The sequence below is a fragment of the Streptomyces pactum genome (assembly GCF_016031615.1).
Lineage (GTDB): Bacteria > Actinomycetota > Actinomycetes > Streptomycetales > Streptomycetaceae > Streptomyces > Streptomyces pactus.
Genome location: NZ_JACYXC010000001.1, coordinates 4,775,122 through 4,798,302, shown reverse-complemented (window position 1 = coordinate 4,798,302; position 23,181 = coordinate 4,775,122). Strand labels below are relative to the sequence as shown.

The 23,181-nt window shown below is 73.3% G+C and carries 14 protein-coding genes and 1 pseudogene; 9 read left to right on the top strand and 6 right to left on the bottom strand.

The annotated features are described in order from the left end of the window. Nucleotides 1-466: 466 nt before the first annotated feature. The 4 genes and pseudogenes from IHE55_RS18830 to IHE55_RS18815 form a co-directional block, all read right to left on the bottom strand. Nucleotides 467-1,885, bottom strand: coding sequence for an NAD-dependent malic enzyme (locus IHE55_RS18830; protein WP_197990082.1), 1,419 nt, complete (start codon nt 1,883-1,885; stop codon nt 467-469). 1,285 nt (nt 1,886-3,170) lie between these two features. Next, nucleotides 3,171-5,897 (bottom strand): HelD family protein, encoded by a 2,727-nt coding sequence (locus IHE55_RS18825; RefSeq protein WP_197990081.1) that lies wholly within the window; start codon nt 5,895-5,897, stop codon nt 3,171-3,173. An 886-nt stretch (nt 5,898-6,783) separates the two neighbouring features. Further along, nucleotides 6,784-8,031 (bottom strand): uroporphyrinogen-III synthase, encoded by a 1,248-nt coding sequence (locus tag IHE55_RS18820; RefSeq protein ID WP_197990080.1) that lies wholly within the window; start codon nt 8,029-8,031, stop codon nt 6,784-6,786. 955 nt (nt 8,032-8,986) lie between these two features. Further along, a pseudogene (locus tag IHE55_RS18815) lies at nt 8,987-10,330 on the bottom strand (MFS transporter); the annotation flags it as partial. Between the two features lie 290 nt (nt 10,331-10,620). Here IHE55_RS18815 and IHE55_RS18810 point away from each other — a divergent pair. The 8 genes from IHE55_RS18810 to IHE55_RS18780 all read left to right on the top strand — a co-directional run bounded on the left by IHE55_RS18810 (nt 10,621) and on the right by IHE55_RS18780 (nt 18,834). Next, on the top strand, nt 10,621-11,115 hold the full coding sequence (locus IHE55_RS18810) for a hypothetical protein (protein WP_307826735.1): 495 nt from the start codon (nt 10,621-10,623) through the stop codon (nt 11,113-11,115). Beyond that, a complete protein-coding gene (locus tag IHE55_RS18805) occupies nt 11,112-11,675 on the top strand; it encodes a hypothetical protein (RefSeq protein ID WP_197990078.1) in 564 nt (187 codons plus the stop codon). Before IHE55_RS18810 ends, IHE55_RS18805 begins: the two co-directional genes overlap by 4 nt. Further along, nucleotides 11,675-16,369, top strand: a complete 4,695-nt coding sequence (locus IHE55_RS18800; protein WP_197990077.1) for a putative T7SS-secreted protein — start codon at nt 11,675-11,677, stop codon at nt 16,367-16,369. The genes IHE55_RS18805 and IHE55_RS18800 overlap by 1 nt, the downstream gene beginning before the upstream one ends. A gap of 18 nt (nt 16,370-16,387) precedes the next feature. Beyond that, nucleotides 16,388-16,804 carry a hypothetical protein gene (locus IHE55_RS18795; RefSeq protein ID WP_197990076.1) on the top strand — a complete coding sequence of 139 codons (417 nt, stop codon included), beginning with the start codon at nt 16,388-16,390 and terminating at the stop codon, nt 16,802-16,804. 28 nt (nt 16,805-16,832) lie between these two features. Further along, complete coding sequence (locus IHE55_RS33525) at nt 16,833-17,012, top strand: hypothetical protein (RefSeq protein WP_504740324.1); 180 nt, start codon at nt 16,833-16,835, stop codon at nt 17,010-17,012. A 192-nt stretch (nt 17,013-17,204) separates the two neighbouring features. After that, nucleotides 17,205-17,561 carry a hypothetical protein gene (locus tag IHE55_RS18790; protein WP_197990075.1) on the top strand — a complete coding sequence of 119 codons (357 nt, stop codon included), beginning with the start codon at nt 17,205-17,207 and terminating at the stop codon, nt 17,559-17,561. 394 nt (nt 17,562-17,955) lie between these two features. Continuing rightward, on the top strand, nt 17,956-18,441 hold the full coding sequence (locus tag IHE55_RS18785) for a DUF7919 family protein (protein WP_232265621.1): 486 nt from the start codon (nt 17,956-17,958) through the stop codon (nt 18,439-18,441). Nucleotides 18,442-18,474: 33 nt separating this feature from the next. Then, entirely contained in the window at nt 18,475-18,834 is a 360-nt protein-coding gene (locus tag IHE55_RS18780) for a hypothetical protein (protein ID WP_197990074.1), read from the top strand. Between the two features lie 43 nt (nt 18,835-18,877). Here IHE55_RS18780 and IHE55_RS18775 read toward each other — a convergent pair whose 3' ends face one another. Beyond that, on the bottom strand, nt 18,878-19,840 hold the full coding sequence (locus IHE55_RS18775) for a LysR family transcriptional regulator (RefSeq protein ID WP_197990073.1): 963 nt from the start codon (nt 19,838-19,840) through the stop codon (nt 18,878-18,880). Nucleotides 19,841-20,353: 513 nt separating this feature from the next. Between IHE55_RS18775 and IHE55_RS18770 the strand changes: the two genes are divergently transcribed. Further along, a complete protein-coding gene (locus tag IHE55_RS18770) occupies nt 20,354-21,484 on the top strand; it encodes an MFS transporter (protein WP_232266531.1) in 1,131 nt (376 codons plus the stop codon). 527 nt (nt 21,485-22,011) lie between these two features. Here the strand turns inward: IHE55_RS18770 and IHE55_RS18765 are convergent. After that, nucleotides 22,012-23,112, bottom strand: coding sequence for an extracellular catalytic domain type 1 short-chain-length polyhydroxyalkanoate depolymerase (locus tag IHE55_RS18765; protein WP_197990071.1), 1,101 nt, complete (start codon nt 23,110-23,112; stop codon nt 22,012-22,014). Between the last annotated feature and the right edge of the window lie 69 nt (nt 23,113-23,181).

The window sequence follows — 23,181 nt, the reverse complement described above, 5'->3', positions numbered from 1 at the left end:
TCGAAGCCGATGCTGCCAGGGCCCTCGGACAGTCCCCGGACCCGGGTCTGACCGTTTGATCTTTCCGCGCCCTGGGGGTCCCCCCTGGACGGAGTCCTCGGGGGGCATCCTGCCTCCACCTGTGGCGGGAAAGCCAATCCGGCGCCCTGCGAGATCACACGAAGAGCGCCGTGACGGCCGTATTTATGCCCGTCACCCTATGGGGAGGGTTACAGCCCCGCACCCCGCGACGCGCCGTGCCGGCCGGGCCGGGGTCACCGGCTCCCTTCGGGCCGGTCCCGGGCCCGGCCCGGGCCGCGCCCTGGGCGGCCACCGAGCGGTCCGGAACGGGCACGGAACGCATCCGGAGCGGACGTGAACCGTACGGCGATCGGTCCGTGCCGGACACCACCGCCTCCGGCGCGATCACGACGCTCACCCCGCGCGCACGAGGCGCCACGGAGTGCGGCACCGGCGCGCGGCGCGGTCAGACCGGGTCCGCGGTGACCGCCTTGGCGGCCTCGCGGACCGCTCCGGCGACCGCGCCGGCGACCTTGTCGTTGAAGACGCTCGGGATGATGTAGTTCGCGTTCAGCTCGTCGTCGTGCACCACGTCGGCGAGGGCGCCGGCGGCGGCCAGCATCATGCCGGTGTCCACGGTGCGCGACTGGGCGTCCAGCAGGCCGCGGAAGACGCCCGGGAAGACCAGCACGTTGTTGATCTGGTTGGGGAAGTCGGAGCGTCCGGTGGCGACCACCGCGGCGGTCTGCCGGGCGACCGCCGGGTCCACCTCCGGGTCCGGGTTGGCGAGCGCGAAGACGATCGCGCCCTCGGCCATCGCGGCCACGTCCTCGCCGCTCAGCACGTTGGGCGCGGAGACCCCGATGAAGACGTCGGCGCCGCGCACCGCGTCCTTGAGGGTGCCGGTCACGCCCTCCGGGTTGGTGTTGTCGGCGATCCAGCGCAGGGCGGAGTCGGGGTCGGCGGAGACCAGGTCGGTACGGCCCGCGTGCACCACGCCGTGGATGTCGGCCACCACCGCGTGCTTCACCCCGGCGGCGATCAGCAGCTTGAGGATCGCGGTACCGGCGGCGCCCGCACCCGACATCACCACCCGCACGTCGCCGATGCTCTTGCCGACCACGCGCAGCGCGTTGGTGAGCGCGGCGAGCACCACGATGGCGGTGCCGTGCTGGTCGTCGTGGAAGACCGGGATGTCCAGGGCCTCGCGGAGCCTGGCCTCGATCTCGAAGCAGCGGGGCGCGGAGATGTCCTCCAGGTTGATCCCGGCGAAGCCCGGCGCGATGGCCTTGACGATCTCCACGATGGCGTCCGGGTCCTGGGTGTCCAGGCACAGCGGCCAGGCGTCGATGCCGGCGAACCGCTTGAAGAGGGCCGCCTTGCCCTCCATCACCGGCAGCGCGGCCTTGGGCCCGATGTTGCCCAGGCCCAGCACCGCCGAGCCGTCGGTGACGACCGCCACACTGTTCCGCTTGATGGTGAGGCGGCGGGCGTCCTCGGGGTTGTCGGCGATGGCCTGGCAGACCCGGGCGACCCCCGGGGTGTACACCATCGACAGGTCGTCACGGTTGCGGATCGGGTGCTTGGAGGCCATCTCGATCTTGCCGCCGAGGTGCATCAGGAAGGTACGGTCCGAGACCTTGCCCAGGGTGACGCCCTCGATCCCGCGCAGCTTCTCGACGATCTCGTCGGCGTGGGCGGTGGAGGTCGCGGCGATGGTCACGTCGATACGGAGCTTCTCGTGGCCGGATGCCGTCACGTCGAGACCGGTGACCGAGCCACCGGAGGACTCCACGGCCGTGGTGAGCTGCGAGACCGCGGTCCCGCTGGCAGGCACCTCCAGCCGAATCGTCATCGAGTAGGAGACGCTGGGCGCCGTTGCCATGGCGGACTTCCTCTGCTTTTCCTGATGTCACGTTGTCGCTGAGTCGCGTTTGCCGCTGTACCGGGCAGTCGCGGCGTACCGGACCGACCCGGGCCGCGCCCTCGAATCGTCGCACCTACCAGCGAGTACGAGGTAACTCGGGGCAGCTTTCGGAAATATTATTCCGCATTGCGAGAGATCGGTAGGGGGTGCGGGCAACCAGTTCCCGGCCCGGCCGGCGGGGCTGCGGGGTACCCGTACCCGTGGCGCCGGGGTGCAGCGCCACGACCCTTCCCGGGCTCCGCCGAAGCTTCCGCCGACGTTGACGCGGCGGCGGCCCGACCGGTTCCCGCGCGGGCCGCCCCGGTACCGGTACGCCCCCGGCGACAGCGGCACGGCAAGGAGGGGGCGGGCGGTACCACCCCCGGAAAATGCGGTGGGGATTTCCCCTGAGAGACCCGCAGAGACCCGCAGAGGCCCGGAGCGACGCGGCGGCGGTGTCCGTCACGAACCCGGCAGGCGCCCGAAGGGGCCGCCGCCGGAAACAGAACCGCCGCCGGTCGTGGGACCGGCGGCGGGCTCCGGCGCCAAGGCGCCGGGGAAGTAAGGGTGGCACCGACCCGCCATGCTCGCCTCGCGGCAAGTGGTCGCTCGAAGCGACTATGGTTGGGCCCGGGGGCTTGGATCGAGCCGGTGCCACCTCCAGGCTAACAAAGGATCGCCGGAACCGATTCCCGTCGCACCGGCCCGATGGATGCGGTTCCGTCACCCCGCCCCCCGGCGAGTCACCCCGTGCCGCCCCGGCCTCACCCCCGTACGCCCCCCGCCGCCCTCTTCCACCGCACCGGTCAGGAGGGCCCATGTACGGCCCTTCGCTCACCGCGCCGGGGAGACCACCGAGGGGCGTCGATCCACCGCGCCGGGAGACCACCGAGGGGCGTCGGACCACCGGTGGGCCACGGCCGGCGGTCACCTCGTACGGCGAACGCGCTCGGCGCTCGCACCCGTGACCACTCCGGACGACATACGCGCCCAGCCCCGCCCCGTCCCCCGTACCGCCCCGGCCTCGGCGGCCGGGGGCGGTACGGGGACAGGGCCACTGGGCAGCGGCGGCCGGTTGCCCGGCGCCGAGCGGCCCGGGACCGGCCGGGGGCCGAGCGCCCGGGTGACCGGCCTCGGGCCCGGAACCGCTCGGGGGCGCGGGCCGCGAGGCCGGCCGGCGGGGCGGCCCCGGGGCCGGCGGGGCTGCGGGCCCCAGGGGCCAGCCGTGGGACCGCGGGTCCCCGGGACCGGCCGTGGGACCGGCTCAGTCCCGCAGCAGGTCCGGTACGCCTGCCTCGTCCGGCATGTCCCGCTCTCCCGACACGACGCTCAGCCGCTGGGTCGCCCGGGTCAGCGCCACGTACAGCACCCGCAGTCCGGCCGGCGACTCGTCGGCGATCTCTGCGGGCGAGACGACGACGGTGGCGTCGTACTCCAGGCCCTTCGCCTCCAGGCTGCCCAGCGCCACCACCCGTCCGCCGAGTCCGGCCAGCCATGCACGGGCCTCGGCGCGGCGGCCCATGGCGACGACCACGCCGACCGTGCCGTCCACCTCGGCCAGCAGGCGGCTCGCCTCCCGCCGGACACAGGCGCCCAGGTCCGCCGCGCCCGCGCCGTCCGGCGCACCGTTCCCGACCGCCCCGCGGCCCCCGCCGGGCACGCGGTCCCCGTCGGGCGTGCCGGCCACCACGAAGCGGGGCACCACGCCGGTGGACCGCACCGCCTCCGGGGCGGGCATGCCGGGCATCGCCAGCGCCAGCACCTTGGCGGCCAGCTCGGCGATCTCCGCCGGGTTCCGGTAGTTCACGGTGAGGGTGAACCGGCGGCGGGGGCGGTTGCCCAGCGCCTCGTCACGGGCCTCGGCCGCCTCGTCCGGGTCCGACCAGGAGCTCTGCGCCGGGTCGCCGACCACGGTCCAGGTCGCGTGCCGGCCGCGCCGTCCGACCATGCGCCACTGCATCGGGGTCAGGTCCTGCGCCTCGTCCACGATCACGTGCGCGTAGTCGGTACGGGCCTCCTCCCGCAGCCGCTCGTCACGGGCCCGGCCACCGGACATCCGGTCGGCGTAGGTGGTCAGCTCCTCCAGCCCGGTGAGCTGGTCCAGCGGATCGACCTCGCGGCGGCGGGGCCGGGCCGGGGCGCCGAGCACGCTGTTCAGCTCGTCCAGGAGCGCCACGTCGTGCACCGACAGCGGGCCCCGCCCGTCCGGGCCGAGCCGCTTGAGGGACCGGGCCAGCAGCCGTACCTCGCGCGGGGTGAGGATGCGGCGGGCCCACCGGCCCAGCCGCTTCTCGTCGGCCATCGCGGCGAGCACCGCGCGCGGCGTCAGCTCCGGCCACCAGGCGTCGAGGAACTCCAGGAACTCCGGCTCGGAGGTGATGTCCTCGTCGAACGCCTGCCGCGCCTCGGCGGCCAGCTCCGGGTCGGTGTACCGCTGCCCGGCGCCGGACCGGCCCCACAGCGCGTCCAGCAGCAGCCGTCGGGCACGCGGCCGGAGCAGGTTGACCGGCGCGGTGCCGCCGAGCGCGGTCTGCCGGATACGGCGCAGCTCCTGCTCGTCGAGTTCCACCCGGCGGCCGAAGGCGACGACCCGCAACCGGTCGGGGGTGACCGGCCCGGCCCCGCCACCGCCGGGGCCGGACACGGCCGTCTCGGCCGCCGGGCCGGCCGCGGGCCGGCCGGGAGCCGGGAGTGGCTCGGCCGCCGGGGTCCGCCCGGGTGCCGGGTCGGCGGGCGCGCCCGCCACCTCGAACGACAGCTGCGCGGCGTCCCCGGCGGCGCCCCGGACCTGCGGGGCGCCGTCGCGGCGCCGGGCACCGCCCCGGCGGCCGGGCGCGGCGGGGGCCGGGCGTTCCAGCGCGCCGCGCGCCGCCCGCCGCAGCACCTTGGTCATCCGGGCCGACCCCTTGATCCGGGCCACGGCGGGTTCGTCGTAGACCCGGCCGTCGCCGCCGACCGGGCCGCCCGGCTCGCCGTCCGCTCCCTCGGCGGGCGCCTTCGGCCCGCCCCAGTCCGCGGCCTCCTCCCCCTCGACCAGCGAGCCCAGGGCGCGGATGGCGACCTGGCCCTCCTCGCCCAGCGACGGCAGTACGCCCTCGGTGTAGGCGACCAGCAGCGGGGTGGGGCTGACCACGAGGATGCCGCCCGCGTACCGCCGCCGGTCCTGGTAGAGCAGGTAGGCGGCGCGGTGCAGCGCGACGGCGGTCTTGCCGGTGCCGGGCCCGCCCTCGACCTCGGTGACGGAGGCGGCGGGCGCCCGGATCACCATGTCCTGCTCGGCCTGGATGGAGGCGACGATGTCGCGCATGGTGTGGCTGCGTGCCCGGCCGAGCGCGGCCATCAGGGCGCCGTCACCGACCACCGGCAGCGTCGTGCCGTCCAGCGTCGCGGTCAGCTCCGGGCGCAGCAGGTCGTCCTCCACCCCCAGCACCCGCCGGCCCTTGCTGCGGATGACCCGGCGGCGTACCACCCGGCCGGGCGCGACCGGGGTGGAACGGTAGAAGGGGGCCGCGGCGGGCGCCCGCCAGTCGATGACGAGCGGGGAGTAGTCGGCGTCCAGCACCCCGAGGCGGCCGATGTGCAGCGTCTCGGCGATCTCGGCGCTCGGGGCACCGCCCTCGTCACTGCGCACCGCGTCGTCGGCGGGCTCCACGGAGGTGTACGCGCCGTCCGGTCCGCGCTCACCGTCCTTGCCGAGGAGCAGGTCGATCCGGCCGAACAGGAAGTCCTCGAACTCGCTGTTGAGCCGGTTGAGGTGGACCCCGGCGCGGAACACCTGGGCGTCGCGCTCGGCGAGCGCGCCCGGGGTCCCGACCTGACCGCGCTTGGCGGCGTCGTCCATCAGGAACTCGGCCTCGTGGATCTTCTCCTCAAGGCGCTGGTACACCCGGTCCAGGTGCTCCTGCTCCATCCGGATCTCCCGGTCCCGGATTCCGTCCCCGTCCCGGGCTTCCACCGCCGGTGCGGTGTGCGTGGCGTTGTGCGCGGCCACCAGGCCCCCTTCTCCTGTGCGTGAGGCAGCCGTCAACCGTACGCGAACCGGGGCAAGTGCGCACCTGTCCGGACGCGCGGTCCCGCCCGGCGGCCGGAGGCCGGGGGGGTACGGGCGCGGCGGGCCCGGCACACGGCGTGGCCCGGGAGCCGGCGGCCGGCCGGCTGGCGTGGGAGCCCGGGCGGGGCACGGAGACCGGGCGCGAGGCCCGGGCCACTGCCGTCCGTCTGCGGCCGCCCGGCGTCTGCGGAGGCCGGCGTCTGCGGAGGCCGGCGTCTCCGGGGGCCGGCGTGCGGGGGCCGGGGTCCGTCCGGTGTGCTGGGTGCGGGGTCCGGGATCCGGGAGGGGGCACGGCCGGCGTACCGCCCACCGGCGAGGCGCTCGGCGTGCCCGGCCGACCGGGTGGAGGCTGCCACGCACCCCGCACCGCTCCGTGCTCCACCCTCCGGACACCCCGTGTCCGGAGCCGGGCTCTCCCCCGCCTGCCCCGGCGTACCGGCGGGGGGCGGCCCGGGTGCCGGAGGCGGAAACCGGGCGGCGGGAGCTGGTGGGTACGGGCGGGTGCCGGGCGCCGGGAACCCCGGCGGATGCCGAACGCAGACCCGGCGGGAGCCGGGGGCGGCACCGCACCCGAGCCCGGTGCGTGCCGGGCGCGAGGCCCTGGGCCACCTCGGCGGCGGGGGCGCGGGGCACGGCAGCGGGCTACGGGCCGCCGCCGGGACCCACCCGCCGCCGCGTGCGGGCGCCGGTGCGGGCGGCGGGCACCGCACCGGCGCCGGGCGGCCGGCCGGCAGCGCGCCGCGGGCCGGCCGCCACCCGCCCGGGGTGCCGCCCACCCGACTCCGTGCGCCACCCGCCCGGGGTACCGCCCTCACCGGGCCCGGCCTCACCGGGCCGGGGTGCCGCCCTCCCGGTGCCGCACCCCGTACTTCCGCTCCACCGGGACGTCCAGCGCCAGCCGGTAGCCGCGTTTGACGACGGTCTGGATCAGACGGGGCGAGCCGAGCGCGCCGCGCAGCCGGGCCATCGCGGTCTCCACGGCGTGTTCGTCCCGTCCGGCTCCGGGCAGCGCGCGCAGCAGCTCGGCGCGGGCGACCACCCAGCCGGGGCGGCGGGCGAGCGCCCGGAGCAGCGCCATCCCGGCCGGCGGGACCTGGCGGGGCTCGCCGTCGACGAGCACCGCGTGGCCACGGATCTCCATCCGTCGGCCGGCGACCGGTAACGGCGTGGTCCGCGCGGGCAGTTCGGTGGCGAGCAGCTGGACCAGCGGCCCCAGCCGGAACCGTTCGGGCCGGCTGACGGGCACGTCGTGGGCCTGGAGCGGCAGTGCGGTGACCGGGCCGACGCAGGCGGCGAGGACGTCGTGCCGCAGCGCGTCCAGCACCTCGTCGAGCACCGACCGTTCCCGGGCCCGGTCCAGCAGGCCGGCGACCGCCGGTGCGCTGGTGAAGGTGACGGCGTCCACGCCCCGGTGCACCATCGCGTCCAGCAGCCGGTCCACCGGCGCGAGGTCCACCGGCGGCAGCCAGCGGTAGACCGGCACCCCGACCACCTCCGCGCCCGCGGCGCGCAGCGACTCCACGAAGCCGGGCAGCGGTTCGCCGTGCAGCTGGACGGCGATCAGCCGGCCCGTGACGTTCTCCGCCAGGAGCCGGTCGAGCACTTCGGCCATGGATTCGGAGGCCGGTGACCACTCCTCGGTCAGCCCGGCGGCCCGGATCGCGCCGCGTACCTTCGGCCCTCGGGCCAGCAGCCGTCCCGCGCCGAGCCGGTCCCGCAGCGCCTCGCCCAGCCCCCAGCCGTCGGCGGCCTCGATCCAGCCGCGGAAGCCGATCGCGGTGGTGGCGACCACCACGTCGGGCGCGCGGGCGATGAGCCGCTCGGTGGCCGCCAGCAGTTCGGCGTCGTCGGGAAGCGGCACGATCCGCAGGGCCGGCGCGTGCAGCACCTCGGCGCCGCGCCGGCGCAGCAGGGCGATCAGCTCGTCCGCGCGGCGGGCGGCGGTCACCCCGACCGTGAAGCCGGTGAGCGGACCGGCCCCTGCCCCCGTACCGGCCCGCTCGCCGCCGCCCGGGTCGGGCGCAGTGCCGTGCGTTCGCCGCCCCGTGGGGGCGGGCGGCGCGTCGTGCGGCACGCGCGGCGGGCCGGAAGCGGCGGAGGGGGCGGGCGCTTCCGCGTCCGCCCCCTCCGCGCCGGGCGGACCGGCCGGTACCCCCGCGCCCGGCCCGTACGGCTCCGGTACGGCCGTCCCCGGTCGGTCGGACTCCGGTACGGCCGTCCCCGGTCGCTGCTGTTCCGGGCCACGCGGTTCCGCACCGCGCGGCCCCCCGACGGGTCCGGCGTCCGACCCCTCCTGTTCTCCGTCGCGTGGTTCCCCGCGTTGTCCTTCGTTCCGTTCCTGCATGGTCATCGCCCCGATCCACTGTCCGTCTGCGCGCCGTGGCGGTCCGCACCCCGCTGAGGGCGCCTGTCATCCTGCCAACGGCCCATGGCGGGCACGGTTCGGCCGGATGTCCCGAGTGTTACGGACCCGGTCCGGCCCCTCGTCACCGCCCCCTCCCGAAGGTGCCCCCCGCCGCACCCGTACGGGTCCCGTCCCCGCGCGGGCCCCCTCCCCCACCCGCCCTGACGGGCCCCCCGTCCGTACAGGTTCCGGCCCCGCGCGGGTCCCCTCTCCCGCCCCTACGGGTTCCCCTGCCCGTACGGGACGCCCCCCGTCGGGGCCCCGCCCCGCCCCTGTACGGGCCCCCTACGGGTCCCCCTCCCCGTACGGGCGTCCCCTCCCCCCTACGGCCTCCCCTCCCTTACGGGCCGTCCGCTCCCGTACGTGTCCCCCTACGGGCCGCTCGTCCGTACGCACCCCGGGAGGGCCCGCGCCCGGCGCCGGTCACACCTCCACCCGGGCCGGTCGCGGCCGCCCCTCCGCACCACCCCCCACCGGCGGACCCGTTCACCCCACCGGCACCGGGCATCTCACAGGCATGTGAGGTCCCACCCACACCGGATCCGGACGTGCCACGACCGCCGGCAGCCTCACACGGCCCACCGGCACCCAGGACCCCGGCGGTCCCACCGGCACCACCGCCCCGGGCCGGTCCCGTCCGGCCGGCGGCCGGCGCCGCACGCAGGTAGACGGCCCGGGTGACCAGCAGGCACAACGCGTAGTAGCCGAGGAATCCGACGAAGGCGGGGGTGCCGCTGTGCGCGGCGCGGAACGCCTCCCGGAAGGCGAGGTTGACGCCGAGTCCGCCGAGCGCGCCGACCGCCCCGATCAGCCCCATCGCCGCGCCGGACAGCCGCCGCCCGTACGCCGCGGCCTCCTCACCCGCCAGACCCCGCGCCTCCGCCCTGCTCCGGAAGACCCCCGGGATCATCTTGTACGTGGAGCCGTTGCCCAGCCCGGTGACGATGAACAGGGCGAGGAACCCGGGGAGGAAGAGGGCGAGGGAGTGTTCCGCCGAAGCCGCCACGACCACCCCGGTGGCCGCCGCCATCGCGGCGAAGGCCCCGAAGGTGACCGGGGCCCCGCCGTACCGGTCGGCCAGCCGGCCGCCGACCGGGCGGAGGAGCGAACCCAGCAGCGGGCCGACGAAGGTGACCGATGCGGCCTGGACCGGGGCGCGGTGGAACTGGCTCTGCAGCACCAGCCCGAACGCGAAGCTGTAGCCGATGAACGAGCCGAAGGTACCGGTGTACAGCAGCGCCATGAGCCAGGTGTGCGGGTCGCGCGCGGCCTCCCGGGCGGCGCCGGTGTCGTTCCGGACCGGTGCCAGGTTGTCCATGTGCCGGGCGGCGAGCACCGCGGCGACCACGACGAGCGGGATGTACACCGCGAGCACCAGCCTCGGGTGGGCGGTCCCGGCGGTGCCGATCACCAGCAGCCCGACGAGCTGGACCGCGGGCACCCCGAGGTTGCCCCCGCCCGCGTTGAGCCCCAGCGCCCAGCCCTTCTCGCGCAGCGGGTAGAAGGAGTTGATGTTCATGGTGGAGGAGGCGAAGCTCCCGCCGCCGATCCCGGTGAGCGCGGCGACCAGCAGGAACGTCCCGTAGGAGGTGCCCGGCTCCATCACCACCGCCGTCGCCGTGGTCGGCACCAGCAGCGCCACGGCGCTGATGACGGTCCAGTTGCGGCCCCCGAACCGGGCCACCGCGAAGGTGTAGGGCACCCGCAGCACCGCGCCCACCAGGGTCGGCACGGCCACCAGGAAGAACTTCCCGGCCGGGTCCACGCCGTACTCCGGTCCCATGAAGAGCACCATCACCGACCACAGGCTCCACACGGCGAACCCGGCGTGCTCGCAGAGGACGGAGAAGACCAGGTTCCGGGTGGCTACGCGTTTCCCCTTCTCCCTCCAGAACACCTCGTCCTCGGGATCCCACTCCTCGATCCAGCGTCCCCTGTTCGGAACGGCGTCGGCGGTCGGGGGTGTCATCGCGCCTCCAGCGGGCATGAACGGTGCTCCTGTGGGGGTACGCCGACCGACGTTAGGGAGGCCGTGTTACCGGCCGATGGCGCGAGGTGACGTGCAAGAAACCGTGCGCTCACCGGTGTGCGCCCCCACGGTGAGCGCCCCGCCGCCCACGGCCCCGGACCACCCGCACCACCCGCCCCCGGAACCACCGGCAGCGCACCCTGCGTCAACATGCGGTGACGCGGTGTTCTACGTGATGACCGGTGCCGTGAGGCGACCGGGGGCACGGTGGCCGGGGAGGGGGGCCGGATATGGATCTGGTGGGGGAGATAGCGGCGGTCCGGGCGGGGGCCGGACAACCGGAGACCATGGTCGGGGAGTTCCGGCGTACCGCGGTGCTGGTTCCGCTCGTCGGCGGCGCCCCGATGAGCGGCCGGCTGGGCGGCATCCGCTGGATCTACGCCTTCACCGGTGAGCCGTCCCTGGCCCGCTTCCTGACGGCCCGCGACCCGGACGCCGCCGGCCGGGAATGGGGGTACCGGCGCATTCTCGGCGCCCGTCTGCTGGACGTGGTGGTCCCGGCCCTGGAGGAGCCCGCGGGGGTCGCGCTGGACATCGCCGACGAGGACGGATCGATGCTGCTGCCCCCGGCCCGGGGCATCGTGCCGGATGCGGCCGCGCTGGACCCGACCGTACTCCGTGCGGCCCCGTCGACGGCCGGAACCGTGCCGGGTACGCCCCCGCCGGCGGCGTACCTGGGGGGCTTGTCGCCGGTGACGACGACGCGCGGGGAGGGACACCGGTGAGCGGTGGCGAGGGCGAAGACCTCAAGATCGACGACGAGGCGTTGAAGGGGATCACCGAGGGGCTGCGGGCCGCGATCTCCGAGCTGGAGGGCATCGGCGGCGGCAAGAGCGGCTCGTTGATCGGGGCCGGGTTCTCGGAGCTGGCGCTCACCTCCATGGAGGCCGGGCACAACGGACTGGCCAAGGACTTCGAGGACTTCTGCGAGAGCTGGGAGTGGGGGGTCCGGGCGCTCGTGCAGGACGCCAACGCCCTGGCCCGCAGGACCGGCATCGCCGCCGGCCTCTACTACGAGAACGAGCAGTACATCAACGGCACGTTCAAGGTCGTGGCGAACAATGTCGCCGGAAACCCGCACCTGAGCGAGGAAGAGGTGCAGGGGAAGGACTGGGACGAGCTGTTCTCCCGGGAGACCTACCGCGCCGACTACAGCGGAGAGTCCTTCCAGCAGGCCTGGGACGAGAGCAAGCAGACGTGGCAGGCCGTCGCGGACTCCAACAGATCGGGCCTCGCGGACGCCGCCCCCGCGACGGCACCGGACCCCGCGGAGGGTGACCGCTGATGGGCTGGCTCGACGACTACACCCCCGACGTCATCGAGGACGCCGTCGAGGACGGTCTGGAAGTGGTCGGGGAGGGCACCGAGTACCTCAGCGGCAAGGCGGCCGACGGGCTGGACAAGGTCGGGGCGGACGGAGCCGCCGACTGGGTCCGCGACAAGGGCAAATCCGTGGCGAACCACTTGGGGGCGGACGTCTCCGAGATGGGTCTGGACGAGACGGACGACCCCAAGAAGCTCGTCTACGGCAGCGCGTCGAAACTCAGGACCACCGTCTCCCACCTGAGGGACTTCCAGACCGCCTTCACCAACGTGGGCGACGGCCTGAAGAGGCTGGACTCAGCGCACTGGAAGGGAGAGGCGGCCGACGCCTTCCGGGCGGAAGTGGCCGTGGAACCGAAGAAGTGGTTCAAGGCCGCGGACGCCTGCGAGGCGGCCGCCACGGCCCTGGAGGACTTCGCCTCGACCGTCGAGTGGGCCCAGGGGCAGGCGCAGCTGGCCATCGACGCCTACCAGCAGGCCAAAAAGAACTCCGAGGCGGCACGGACGGCGTACAACAACAAGGTCGCGGCGTACGACTCCGCGGCGACCGAATGGGCCAAGGCCCTCTGGAAGGGCGACGATCCGGGGCCCGAGCCGGTCAGGCCCGCGGAGTTCGAGGACCCCGGACCGGCCGGGGTCAAGGCCGCCCAGGCCATCCTGGACGAGGCCCGGCGGCAGCGGGACGAGGCGGCCGGCATCGCCCGGACCGCGGTCCGCACCGCCCGTGACGCGGCGCCGCCGAAACCCTCCTACGGCGAGCAGGTCGCCGACGGGAACGTCCAGCTGGCACTGGACGCGGAGCACGTCGTCGGCGGGGTGCTCAAGGGCGGCTCCGGGGTCATCGGCTTCGTGCGCAGCGTCAACCCGATCGATCCGTACAACATCACCCACCCCGCCGAGTACCTCACGAGTCTGAACAACACCGCCGCGGGCCTGGTGTCGCTGGCGAACGATCCCGTCGGAGCCGGGCAGCGCATGCTCGCCGGCTTCAAGGAGGACCCCTACGAGGGCTTCGGCCGGATGATCCCGGAGGTGCTCGGCACCCGCGGGCTCGGCGGTGTGCGAAGCGGCGTCAACGCGGCCCGGACCGCCTCGCACGTGCGGCCGCCCCGAGGTGCCCCTCGGGAGCAGCTGGCCCGTGACCCGCACCGGAACACCACCCCTTCGCGGCAGCGCTGCAACGGCCCCACCGACCCCATCGACCTGGCCACCGGGACGATGTACCTGCCGCAGACCGACATCGTTCTCCACGGGGAGCTGCCGCTGGTGTTCACCCGGCAGGTGCAGTCGGGCTACCGGTCGGGGCAGTGGTTCGGGCCGTCCTGGGCGAGCACCGTGGACCAGCGGCTGGAGATCGACGCCGAGGGCGTGGTGCTCGTCGGCGAGGACGGGCTGCTGCTCGCCTATCCGCACCCCGCACCGGGTGTCCCCACCCTGCCCCACGCGGGCCCCCGGTGGCCGCTGGAGCGGGACGTCCACGGGGACTACACGCTCACCGACCCGCTCACCGGCCACACCCGCCACTTCGCCGGCCCGCCGGAAGCCGGCGCCCCGGGCGGGGACGGCACCGCGCTCCTGACGTCGCTGTCCGACCGCGGCGGCCACCGGATCTCCTTCGCCTACGACCGCGACGGCGCCCCGACGCACATCACCCACAGCGCCGGCCACGAACTGCGGCTCACCACCGCCGGGGGACGGATCACCGCGCTGCATCTGGTCGGGGCGGCGCCGGACGGCGGCGACCAGGAGGTGGTCCGCTACGGCTACACCGACGGTGACCTGACCGAGGTCACCGGCTCCTCCGGGATCCCGCTGCGCTTCACCTACGACGACGAGCACCGCGTCATCGCGTGGACCGACACCAACGGCAGCCGCTACGACTACGTCTACGACAACCAGGACCGCTGCATCGCGGAGGGCGGCGAGGCCGGCCACCTGTCCCTGCGGATCTCCTACGACGGGACCGATGCCGCAACCGGCCACCGGGTCACCACCGTCACCACCGCCGAGGGACACACCAGCCGCTACCTCGTCAACGACCTGAGCCAGGTGGTCGCGGTCACCGATCCGCTCGGCCACACCACCCGCACCAGATACGACCGGTACGGCCACGTCCTCACCCGCACCGACGCGCTGGGCTCCACCACCACCTACACCTACGACGACGCCGGCCGTCCCACCGGGGTCACCGGGCCGGACGGCACCCGCTCCACCGTCGTCTACGACGACCTCGGTCTGCCCACCGCGCTCACCGGCCCCGACGGCACCTGGCGGCAGACCTACGACGAGGCGGGGCGCCGCACCTCGGTCACCGATCCGGCCGGACACACCACCTCGTACGCCTACGACGAGCACGGCCACCTCGCCGCCGTGACCGACGCCACGGGCGCCACCACGCGCGTCCGCTGCGACGCCGCCGGTCTGCCGCTGGAGATCACCGACCCGCTCGGCGGCACCACCGTCCACCACCGCGACGCCTTCGGTCGCCCCATCACCGTCATCGATCCGACGGGCGGCACCACCCACCTGTCCTGGACCGTCGAGGGCAGGCTCGCCCGCCGTACCGATCCCGACGGCTCCACCTCCACCTGGACCTACGACGGCGAGGGCAACTGCCTCAGCCACACCGACCCGGCCGGCGGCACCACCACCTACGAGTACACGCACTTCGACCTGCTCGCCGCGCGCACCGGCCCCGACGGCGTCCGCCACACCTTCCGTTACGACACCGCCCTGCGCCTGACCGAGGTCATCAACCCCCAGGGCCTGACCTGGACCTACACCTACGACCCGGCGGGCCGGCTGGTCTCCGAGAAGGACTTCGACGGCCGCCGCCTCTCCTACACCCACGACGCGGCGGGCCGGCTCCGTAGCCGCACCAACCCGCTCGGCCAGACGGTGACGTACGAGCGGGACGTGGCGGGGCGGACCGTCCGCAAGGACGCCGACGGCCGGATCACCACCTACACCTACGACCCCGCCGGCCGGCTGCTCTCCGCGGCCGGCCCGGACGCCGAAGTCGTCTACCAGCGCGACCGGCTCGGCCGGGTCAAGTCGGAGATGGTCGCCGGGCGGGTCCTCACCCACACCTACGACCCGGTCGGTCGCCGCACCCGCCGCACCAGCCCCACCGGTGCCACCACCCACTACTCCTACGACGCGGCGGGCAACCGCACCTCCCTCACCATCGCCGGCCACACCCTCGACTCGGTCCACGACGCCGCCGGACGCGAGACCACGCGCCGCATCGGGGACACGCTCACCCTCGCCCACACCTTCGACCCGCTCGGCCGCCTCACCGGCCAGTCACTCACCGGCGCCGACGGCGCACTGGTCCAGCACCGGGCCTACACCTACCGCGCCGACGGCCACCTCGTCGGTCTAGACGACCACCTCAACGGCCCGCGCTCCTTCGACCTGGATCCGGCGGGCCGGGTCACCGCCGTCCACGCCCGTGCCTGGACCGAGAACTACGCCTACGACGAGGCGGGCAACCTGACCCGGGCCGCCTGGCCCGCGGAGCATCCTTCCCAGGAGGCCGCCGGCACCCGCGCCTACACCGGCACCCGCCTCACCCGCGCGGGCGACCACCGCTACGAGCACGACGAGGCCGGCCGCCTCACCGTCCGCCGGAAGACCCGGCTTTCCAAGAAGCCCGACATCTGGCGCTACGAGTGGGACGCCGAGGACCGCCTGCGCGCCGTCATCACCCCGGACGGCACCACCTGGCGCTACCGCTACGACCCCTTCGGCCGCCGCATCGCCAAACAGCGCATGGACGCCGACGGCGAGATCGCCGAAGAGACCACCTTCACCTGGGACGGCCCCACCCTCGTCGAGCAGACCACCACGGCCCCCGCTCTCCGCCACCCGGTCACCCTCACCTGGGACCACGCGGGCCTGCGCCCGGTCGCCCAGACCGAACGCATCACCGACGCCACCACCCAGCGGGAGATCGACTCCCGCTTCTTCGCCATCGTCACCGACCTGGTCGGCACGCCCACCGAACTCGTGGACGAGACCGGCACCATCGCCTGGCGCACCCGCAGCACCCTCTGGGGAACCACCACCTGGGCCACCGACAGCACCGCGTACACGCCCCTGCGCTTCCCCGGCCAGTACTTCGACCCCGAGACGGGCCTCCACTACAACGTCTTCCGCTACTACGACCCGGCGACGGCGCGCTACCTGTCCCCGGACCCGCTGGGACTCGACCCGGCCCCGAACCCGGCGACGTATGTGGACAACCCGCACGCATGGACCGATCCCCTCGGGCTCGCCCCGTGCCCAGAGGGAAGGCGTCCCTCGCGCGTAAGATCGCTTCTTTCCAAGGTGTTCGGAGAAAGCGATCGAGCTAAAGCCGAACGATCCGACATGGATTTGCGTAACCGTAGGGTCCCGGTGAGACTTGAAGAAATGGAGGCGTACACTCTGCCCGACTATGGCGATGCGGGAAAAATTCGAGACATGAGCGGCATGAGCGATGACCGCCTACTCGACGCCATCAACAATCCCGACGATCTGGGCGCTTACATTATCGTCAGCAACGGCGAAATAAGCCAAGGAAACCACAGAATACACGAGGCGCTCGAAAGAATGAGGAGCGACCGTCACCCGACAATAAAAACCGACACCGAGATCTGGATCATACGATGACAAGCAAAGGAAATATGCATGCTCAGGAAGCTCCGCAGAGAGTCGCGAACCGTCCAGTCAGCGCTGGGCTGGCCCGTACAATCCGCAGTCATGATGGCCACCCCTGAGAAGATGAGCGCCCTGATCAAAACTGCCTCCGAGAGCGGCTTCAGCAGAAAAGGGAAGGGGCTGAATCCACAAAAGGGGCACACATTCGCCATTATCCCCTACGCCCCGGAACCCACTCCCATACCGAGCTGGATGTGCTTGGTTATCGAATTTCAACACGGCATGCAATTGGATAACGGAATTCGGCCAAAATTCCACTTCGGTCGCCTCGACATCTCCAAGAAGGACATCAAGGACCTACCTTCAGCAAAACGACGGACCAGGGATCAAATTCTTCACTGGATGGCCTGGCAAGCTCGCCTCACTCAGCACAACGAGTCCCAGTGATCTCGCCCACTGTAGATGACCACGGTGCATTGCAGAGCAGACAGAAAAGACATCGAGCGATCGCACCGCTACGGCCGTCCCCCTCTTCCTGGACGACCTGAACCGAGGACGGCCACACACCTACCGGCAGCACTGCCCCGCGTGCGGAACAAGATGGTCGGCGAGCGTTCTCGAATTCGTCGGGAGCCCGGAACCACCCCGTTCCTGAGGATCGGGCCCGTCAGGCGTATCCGCCAGGGCCGAGGTGTCCCCACCCCGGGTCAGGCGGGCGTCGGGCTCGGGGAGCCAGCGAGGTGAGCAGGATGGCGACTGGTTCGCAACCGAGAGGGAAATGGCAGTAGTCGGCGACTCCGTTACCAGGACATCTCTGCCCACTCTAACTTCCCAGGAGCTTGAAGCCATGGAACGCATCATTGAGATGCATCGGAATTTTCACCTATGGCATTACACGGCCAGTTATTCCCAACTTCTCCTGAGAAGTGTAGATGTCACGCGGTACGACACGCGAATTGATGTCCTTTTCAGCAACGTCGAACTCATCCATCTTGAACCTGACATGGAAAGGCTCTCGATCGACAGGCTAACCTTGGCCGAGGCCAGGGAATTGCTGCCCGATTCGCACGACCCGAATCACGGTTCGGTTTTTCTGGTAAACGACGGGCAGGGATACGTCCACGCATCCCATTGCCGATGGCATGAAGATGAGGGTGGCCCTCATTCTCCATCGCGATTCGGCCCCTTGCGTGGCACTGAGTGAAGCAACCTTAGCTGACCTGGCCCGTTTACATCGATTGATCACACCCGCCCCGGCCGTCCCCCTCTTCCCGGACGGCCTGGACCGCGTACGGGCACACACCTACCGGTAGCACTGTCCCGCGTGCGGAACAAAGATGGTCGGCGAGCGTTCTGGAATTCACCGGGAGTCCGGAACCACCCCGTCCCTGAGGGCCGGGCCTGTCAGGCGTATCCACCAGGGTCGAGGAAGCCCCGCTCCGGTCAGGCGGTGTCGAGCTCAGGGAACCAGTGAGGGGCGAGCAGGATGACGGCTGGGTTCGCAACCGAGAGGGAGTCCCGCGGAAGTTGACGGTTAGCGCGCCAGTTTACCTATCGCAGCTACTGCAGCCCAACATGGGATTAATTCATTGGCCGGCATGCAGATCTGCAATGCAGTAACCAAGGAATATCTCCACATGACATACTTTACCGATCTATCACCTTACAGCTACCTACCGAATACGGTCCCTTCGACCGTTGCAGCCTTCAATGTGGGATGGCTGGACGGGGAGAACGCATTTCACAGCGGCGAGGCACCGGACGAATTCATCGGCGCGCTGGCCGACCTTTGCGCGCAGAGCAGCCACGCGAAGACGCGCGGTTGGCACGTGTGCAACCTCGTGCATGCGTCCTCGCCACCGCCCTACCCGATCACCATGGAGGCAGGAGGCCGAACGATTGTCCTGGGGAGTGCGGAGGTGCGAGTGGTCACGCCTGACGGAGCGTGGCTGGTCGCCCCGGACCTTGTGCTGCACTACGTCATTGACCACAAGTACCTACCACCCGAAGAGTTTGTGGAGGCAGTCATGGCGAAGCGGAACGCGCCGTCCGGGGGGCCGCAGCAGCCGTCCCACGTCTTGTAACCCGACGGTCCGATCCATCCCGAGGAGACAACCGTGGACGAAGTGGCTCACTGGATCCGTAAGTTTCAGGTTTGGCAGTACTCCGTCACCCACTCGACCCTGCTTCTGCGGAGCTTTCACCCGCAGAAATACGCTACTCGGATCGATGTTCTGTTCTCCGCCGTGGCGTTGATGCATCTCCAGCCTAGTTATGAATCGCTGAGAGTCGAGCGGGCCGCCTCTCAGGAGATGGCGGATGTTCTGCCCCCGAGTACACCCGCCTGCGACCACGGCTCGCTCTTTCTCCTCAACGGAGGGGAAGGATACGTGCAGGCTGCGAATTTCTCGTGGCATGAGGACAACGGGGACCATCGCGCACCTTCCCATTTCGGGCCGCTGCGCGGAACCGCATGACGCGCTCCGCATGGCCCGGGGCCGCCCGGGACGAATACCGGACTCAGCCGGCCCCGGTCAGGCGGGCGTCCGGGGCGGGGAGCCAGGAGTCCGGCGGGCGGTGGAGCCAGTGGTGGCGGGTGGCGAGGTCACTGACGGTGCGGTGGAGGGCGTCGAGGCCCGGGTGGCGCAGGCCGCGGCGCCAGACCATGGAGATCGGTGAGAGCGGCACCGGGTCCACGATGGGCCGCAGCACCATGCCGGGCAGTTCGATGAACTCCACGCTGGCCAGCACCGACCAGCGGCGTCTGCGGACGACGCGGATGAACTCCTCCTCGCCGTCGATCTCCGGGAACGGTTCGGCGATGTGGATGCCGCGGCCGGCGAAGAGCCGCTCGGCCAGGTCGGTCCACTCGGCGGTGGCGGTGTTGCCGGCGGCGGCGTAGAGCGTCTCGCCGGCCAGCGCGGCGAGCGGGATCTCCCGGCGGCCGGCGAGCGGGTGGTCCTCGGGCAGCAGTACGGTCATCGGCTCGTGGCGGACCGGCCGGTGCTCCAGACCCGCCAGCGCCGCCGGCGGCAGCCCCGCCACCCGCCCGAAGGAGACGTCCAGGCGCCCCGCCAGGATCTCGGCGGCGGCGCCGGTGAGGCCGCTGTGGAAACGGGCGATCAGTTCCAGGTCGGGGACGGCCGCACGGGTGCGGGTGAGGACCTGGTACGCGGTGCCGACCTTGGCGCCGACGTCCACCAGCAGCGGCCGTTCGGTGCGGACGAACGCCGCGGTCAGCTGGTCGTGGGCGGCGAGCACCCGGCGGGCGTGCGGCAGCAGGCGTTCCCCGGCCGGGGTGAGGGTGACCTGCCGGGTGGTGCGGACGAAGAGGTCGGCGCCCAACTGCACCTCCAGCCGCCGGATGTCACGGCTGAGGGCCTGCTGGGCGACGAACAGCCGGGCGGCGGCGCGGGTGAAGTGCAGTTCGTCGGCTACGGCGGTGAAGGACCGCAGCAGCCGCGGCTCTATGTCCTGGGGCACCCGCCCATCCTTCCCCCTCGGGCATTCACAACGCCAGTGTGTGAATGGACGTCAGGAAGGTGTTGGACCCGGGCGGTGCCGCGCCGCCACCGTGGTGGGGTGATCCTCTTCCTCGCCTCCCGTCCTGTCGTGCCCACCCGTGCCGCCCGGGTGGCGGCCCGTGCCGCCGCGGGACCCGGTACTGCCGCGGTCCGTACTGCCGGGGCTTCCGCCGCCGCGGCGACCGGTACCGCCGGGGCGTCGGCCGCGGGGGCCGGTTCCGGTGGGGGCCGCGGCTCCCGGACCGTACCGGCGCAGGGCGGGGACGGCGGTGACAGGGGCGCCCGGGGGCAAGGCACGGCTGCCGGTGACCGGGACGGGGCGCCCGACGGCCGGGACGGGGTATCGGGGGGCCGGGACGGGGCGGCAGGCCCCCGCCGGGGCTCGTTCCTCGCCCCGTACCGGCGGCTCTTCGCCGCCCCCGGCTCGCTCGCCTTCACCCTCACCGCCCTCGTCGCCCGCCTGCCCGGGTCGATGCTGGGCGTGAGCATCGTGCTGATGGTGGCGCTCACCCGGGACTCGTACGCGCTCGCCGGGGCGGTGTCGGCCACCGGCGTGGCGGCCACCGCGGTCTGTTCGCCGCTGCTGGGGCGACTGGTGGACCGGTACGGGCAGTCTCGGGTGGCGGTGCCCGCCGTCCTGGTGTTCGCGGCCGGGATGGCGGCCATGCTGCTGTGCGTCCACCATGACGCCCCGGCGTGGACGCTCTTCGTGTGCGCGGTGAGCTCGTCGGCGGTGCCCGGGGTGGGGGCGATGACCCGCGCCCGGTGGACCGAGCTGTACCGGGACGACGCGGCGGCCCGGCACACCGCCAACTCCTTCGAGCAGGTCGTGGACGAACTGTGCTTCATGGTCGGCCCGGCGCTGGCGATGGTGCTGTGCACCACCGTGTTCCCGGAGGCCGGGCTACTGACCGGGGCGACGCTGATGGTCGCCGGGACGCTGGCGTTCGCCGCCCAGCGGACCACCGAACCGCCGCCGCACCCGCGCACGACCGCCGCGGACGGTACCGCCGCCGGTGCCGGCGCCCCGCTGCGCATCCCCGAACTGCGGATGGTGCTGGTGACCTTCCTGGCGACCGGTGCGCTCTTCGGTTCCATGGAGGTCGCCACGGTCGCCACCGTGGAGTCGTACGGGAGCGGGACGGCGAGCAGCGCGGTGCTGGCGCTCCAGGCCGCCGGCTCCTGCGTGGCGGGGCTGGTGTTCGGCACGCTCCCGGTGCGCGGCTCGGCCACCGCGCGGTTCGTGACGGGGGCCGCGGCGATGGCGGTCGCGGTCCCGCCGCTGCTGCTCGCCGGCAACCTGCCCGTCCTGGCGGTGCTGCTGCTGCTCGCCGGCATGGCGACCGCCCCCACGATGATCACCGGGATGTCGCTGGTGCAGCGGGTGCTGCCGCCGGCCCGGCTCAACGAGGGCATCACCACCGTCTACACCGGGCTGCTGGTCGGCATCTCGGCCGGTGCGGCGGCCGGCGGATGGACGGTCGAGCACCTCGGGGCGGACGCCGGTTACGCCGCGCCGGCGGTGGCGGGGGCGCTCGCCCTGGCCGCCGCCGTCGGCGGGGCCCGGCGGACCGCCCCGCGGGCCGGTCGCGCGCGCGGGTGAGCGACGGTCACGGGCGGGCGGTGGGTCCGGGTGGGCGACGGTCGCGGACGGGCCGTGGGCTCAGGGTGGGCGGCGGTCGCGGACGGGCGCGGTCGCGGTGGGCCGTGGGCCCGGGTGGGCCGTGGGCCCCTGGTGGCGGTCGCCGGGGCGCCGGCGCCCACCGGCCCGTCCCCATCCCCCTTGTATCGACATATCGAGATGTCGTCCCCAGTGCGGCGGGCGACCTGAGCTGAGCGTGCACAGCGCCCCGCCGTCCGGCACCCCGTCCGACCGACCCGCCCGCCCCCCACGCGCACCGATCCGCCCACCCGGCACCGGGCTCGTCCGGCCCTCCCTCGCGCCCGGAGCGGCCGGACCCCGTGCGGCCCCGGACACCGGCACCGCACCCGATCCGGCCAAGCACCGGCACCCGCACCGGCCAGGCACGGGCACGGGCCCCCTAACCGGCCAGGCACCGGCAGAAGATCGGCACCGGCAGAGCACCGGCACGGGCTCCCGGCCCCGGTCACCGAGGGCCGGTCACCGCCTCAGGCGCGGTCCAGGCCCCAGCCGGTGCCGATCCAGTGGGCCGCGCACAGCCCCACGTCCAGCAGGTACGGGCCGGTGCTCCCGCACTGCTGGGGCCCGGTGCCCGGGGCGACCGGCTGGCCGTGGCCCATGCCGTTGATGGTGTATGTGTCCACCACGGTGGTGCCGCCCGCGTTCCGGTAGACGTGGTGCGGCTGGCCGGCGACCGTGTCGGTGGCGTCCGGGGTCCGGTCGGTGCCGTGCACATCGGTCCACTGGGCGACGAGGTCGGTCATGTTCACCGGCCGCACGGTGGTGTCGGCGGTGCCCTGCACCACCGTCATCCGGGGCCAGGGGCCGGTGTACCCGGCGGGGGCGGCGGCGCGCACCCGGTCGCCCCACTGGTCGGGGGTCTGGGTCGCGCCCACGTACATGCACACGTACGGGGACCCGGCCGCCTGCGCGCAGCCGTACGGCAGCCCGGCCACCACGCCGCCGCCGGCGAACCGGTCCGGGTACGCGGCGGTCATCACGGCCGTCATGCCCCCGCCCGCGGAGAGCCCGGTGACGTACACCCGGGAGCGGTCGCCGCCGGTGTCGGCGAGCTGCCGGTCGGCCATCTGCCGGATGGACTCGGCCTCGCCCCGGCCGCGGGTGATGTCGCCGGTCAGGAACCAGTTGAAGCAGCGGTTGAGGTTGTTCAGCGTGGTCTGGCCGGGCAGCACCACGGAGAAGCCCCAGCGGTCCGCCAGCTGGAGCCAGCCGCTGCGGGTGCCGTAGTCGGGGGCGGTCTGGGTGCAGCCGTGCAGCACCACGACGACCGGGCGGCCGGACGGCAGGCCGGGCGGGGTGTAGCGGTACATGGTGAGCGCGCCCGGGTTCGTCCCGAAGCCGCTGACCTGCTCGATCGTCCCGGCGTACGGGATGGCGCCGGCGCCCGCCCCGGGGCCGGCGGCGCGGTCGTCCGCTGCCGCCGGGGCGGCGAGGGTGCCGGGCGCGGACAGCAGCAGGGCGGACAGGGCCGCCAGAGCGGTCAGGACGGAGAGCAGGGCACGGAGGACGGGTGGCCGGGGCGGACGGGCCGCCGCCGGACGCGGCACCGAGCTGTATGTCAGGGTCATGCCGACGGACGGTAGGACCGGGCCACCGGCCCGGCTATGGTGCGCGGCCCCACAACGGCGAACGGCCCG

Excerpts from the sequence above, each read along its gene's own strand:
- IHE55_RS18830 (WP_197990082.1), bottom strand. The coding sequence starts at position 1,885 with ATGGCAACGGCGCCCAGCGTCTCCTACTCGATGACGATTCGGCTGGAG.
- IHE55_RS18810 (WP_307826735.1), top strand. The coding sequence starts at position 10,621 with ATGGATCTGGTGGGGGAGATAGCGGCGGTCCGGGCGGGGGCCGGACAA.
- IHE55_RS18800 (WP_197990077.1), top strand. The coding sequence starts at position 11,675 with ATGGGCTGGCTCGACGACTACACCCCCGACGTCATCGAGGACGCCGTC.
- IHE55_RS18795 (WP_197990076.1), top strand. The coding sequence starts at position 16,388 with ATGCTCAGGAAGCTCCGCAGAGAGTCGCGAACCGTCCAGTCAGCGCTG.
- IHE55_RS18790 (WP_197990075.1), top strand. The coding sequence starts at position 17,205 with ATGGAACGCATCATTGAGATGCATCGGAATTTTCACCTATGGCATTAC.
- IHE55_RS18785 (WP_232265621.1), top strand. The coding sequence starts at position 17,956 with ATGCAGATCTGCAATGCAGTAACCAAGGAATATCTCCACATGACATAC.
- IHE55_RS18770 (WP_232266531.1), top strand. The coding sequence starts at position 20,354 with ATGCTGGGCGTGAGCATCGTGCTGATGGTGGCGCTCACCCGGGACTCG.
- IHE55_RS18765 (WP_197990071.1), bottom strand. The coding sequence starts at position 23,112 with ATGACCCTGACATACAGCTCGGTGCCGCGTCCGGCGGCGGCCCGTCCG.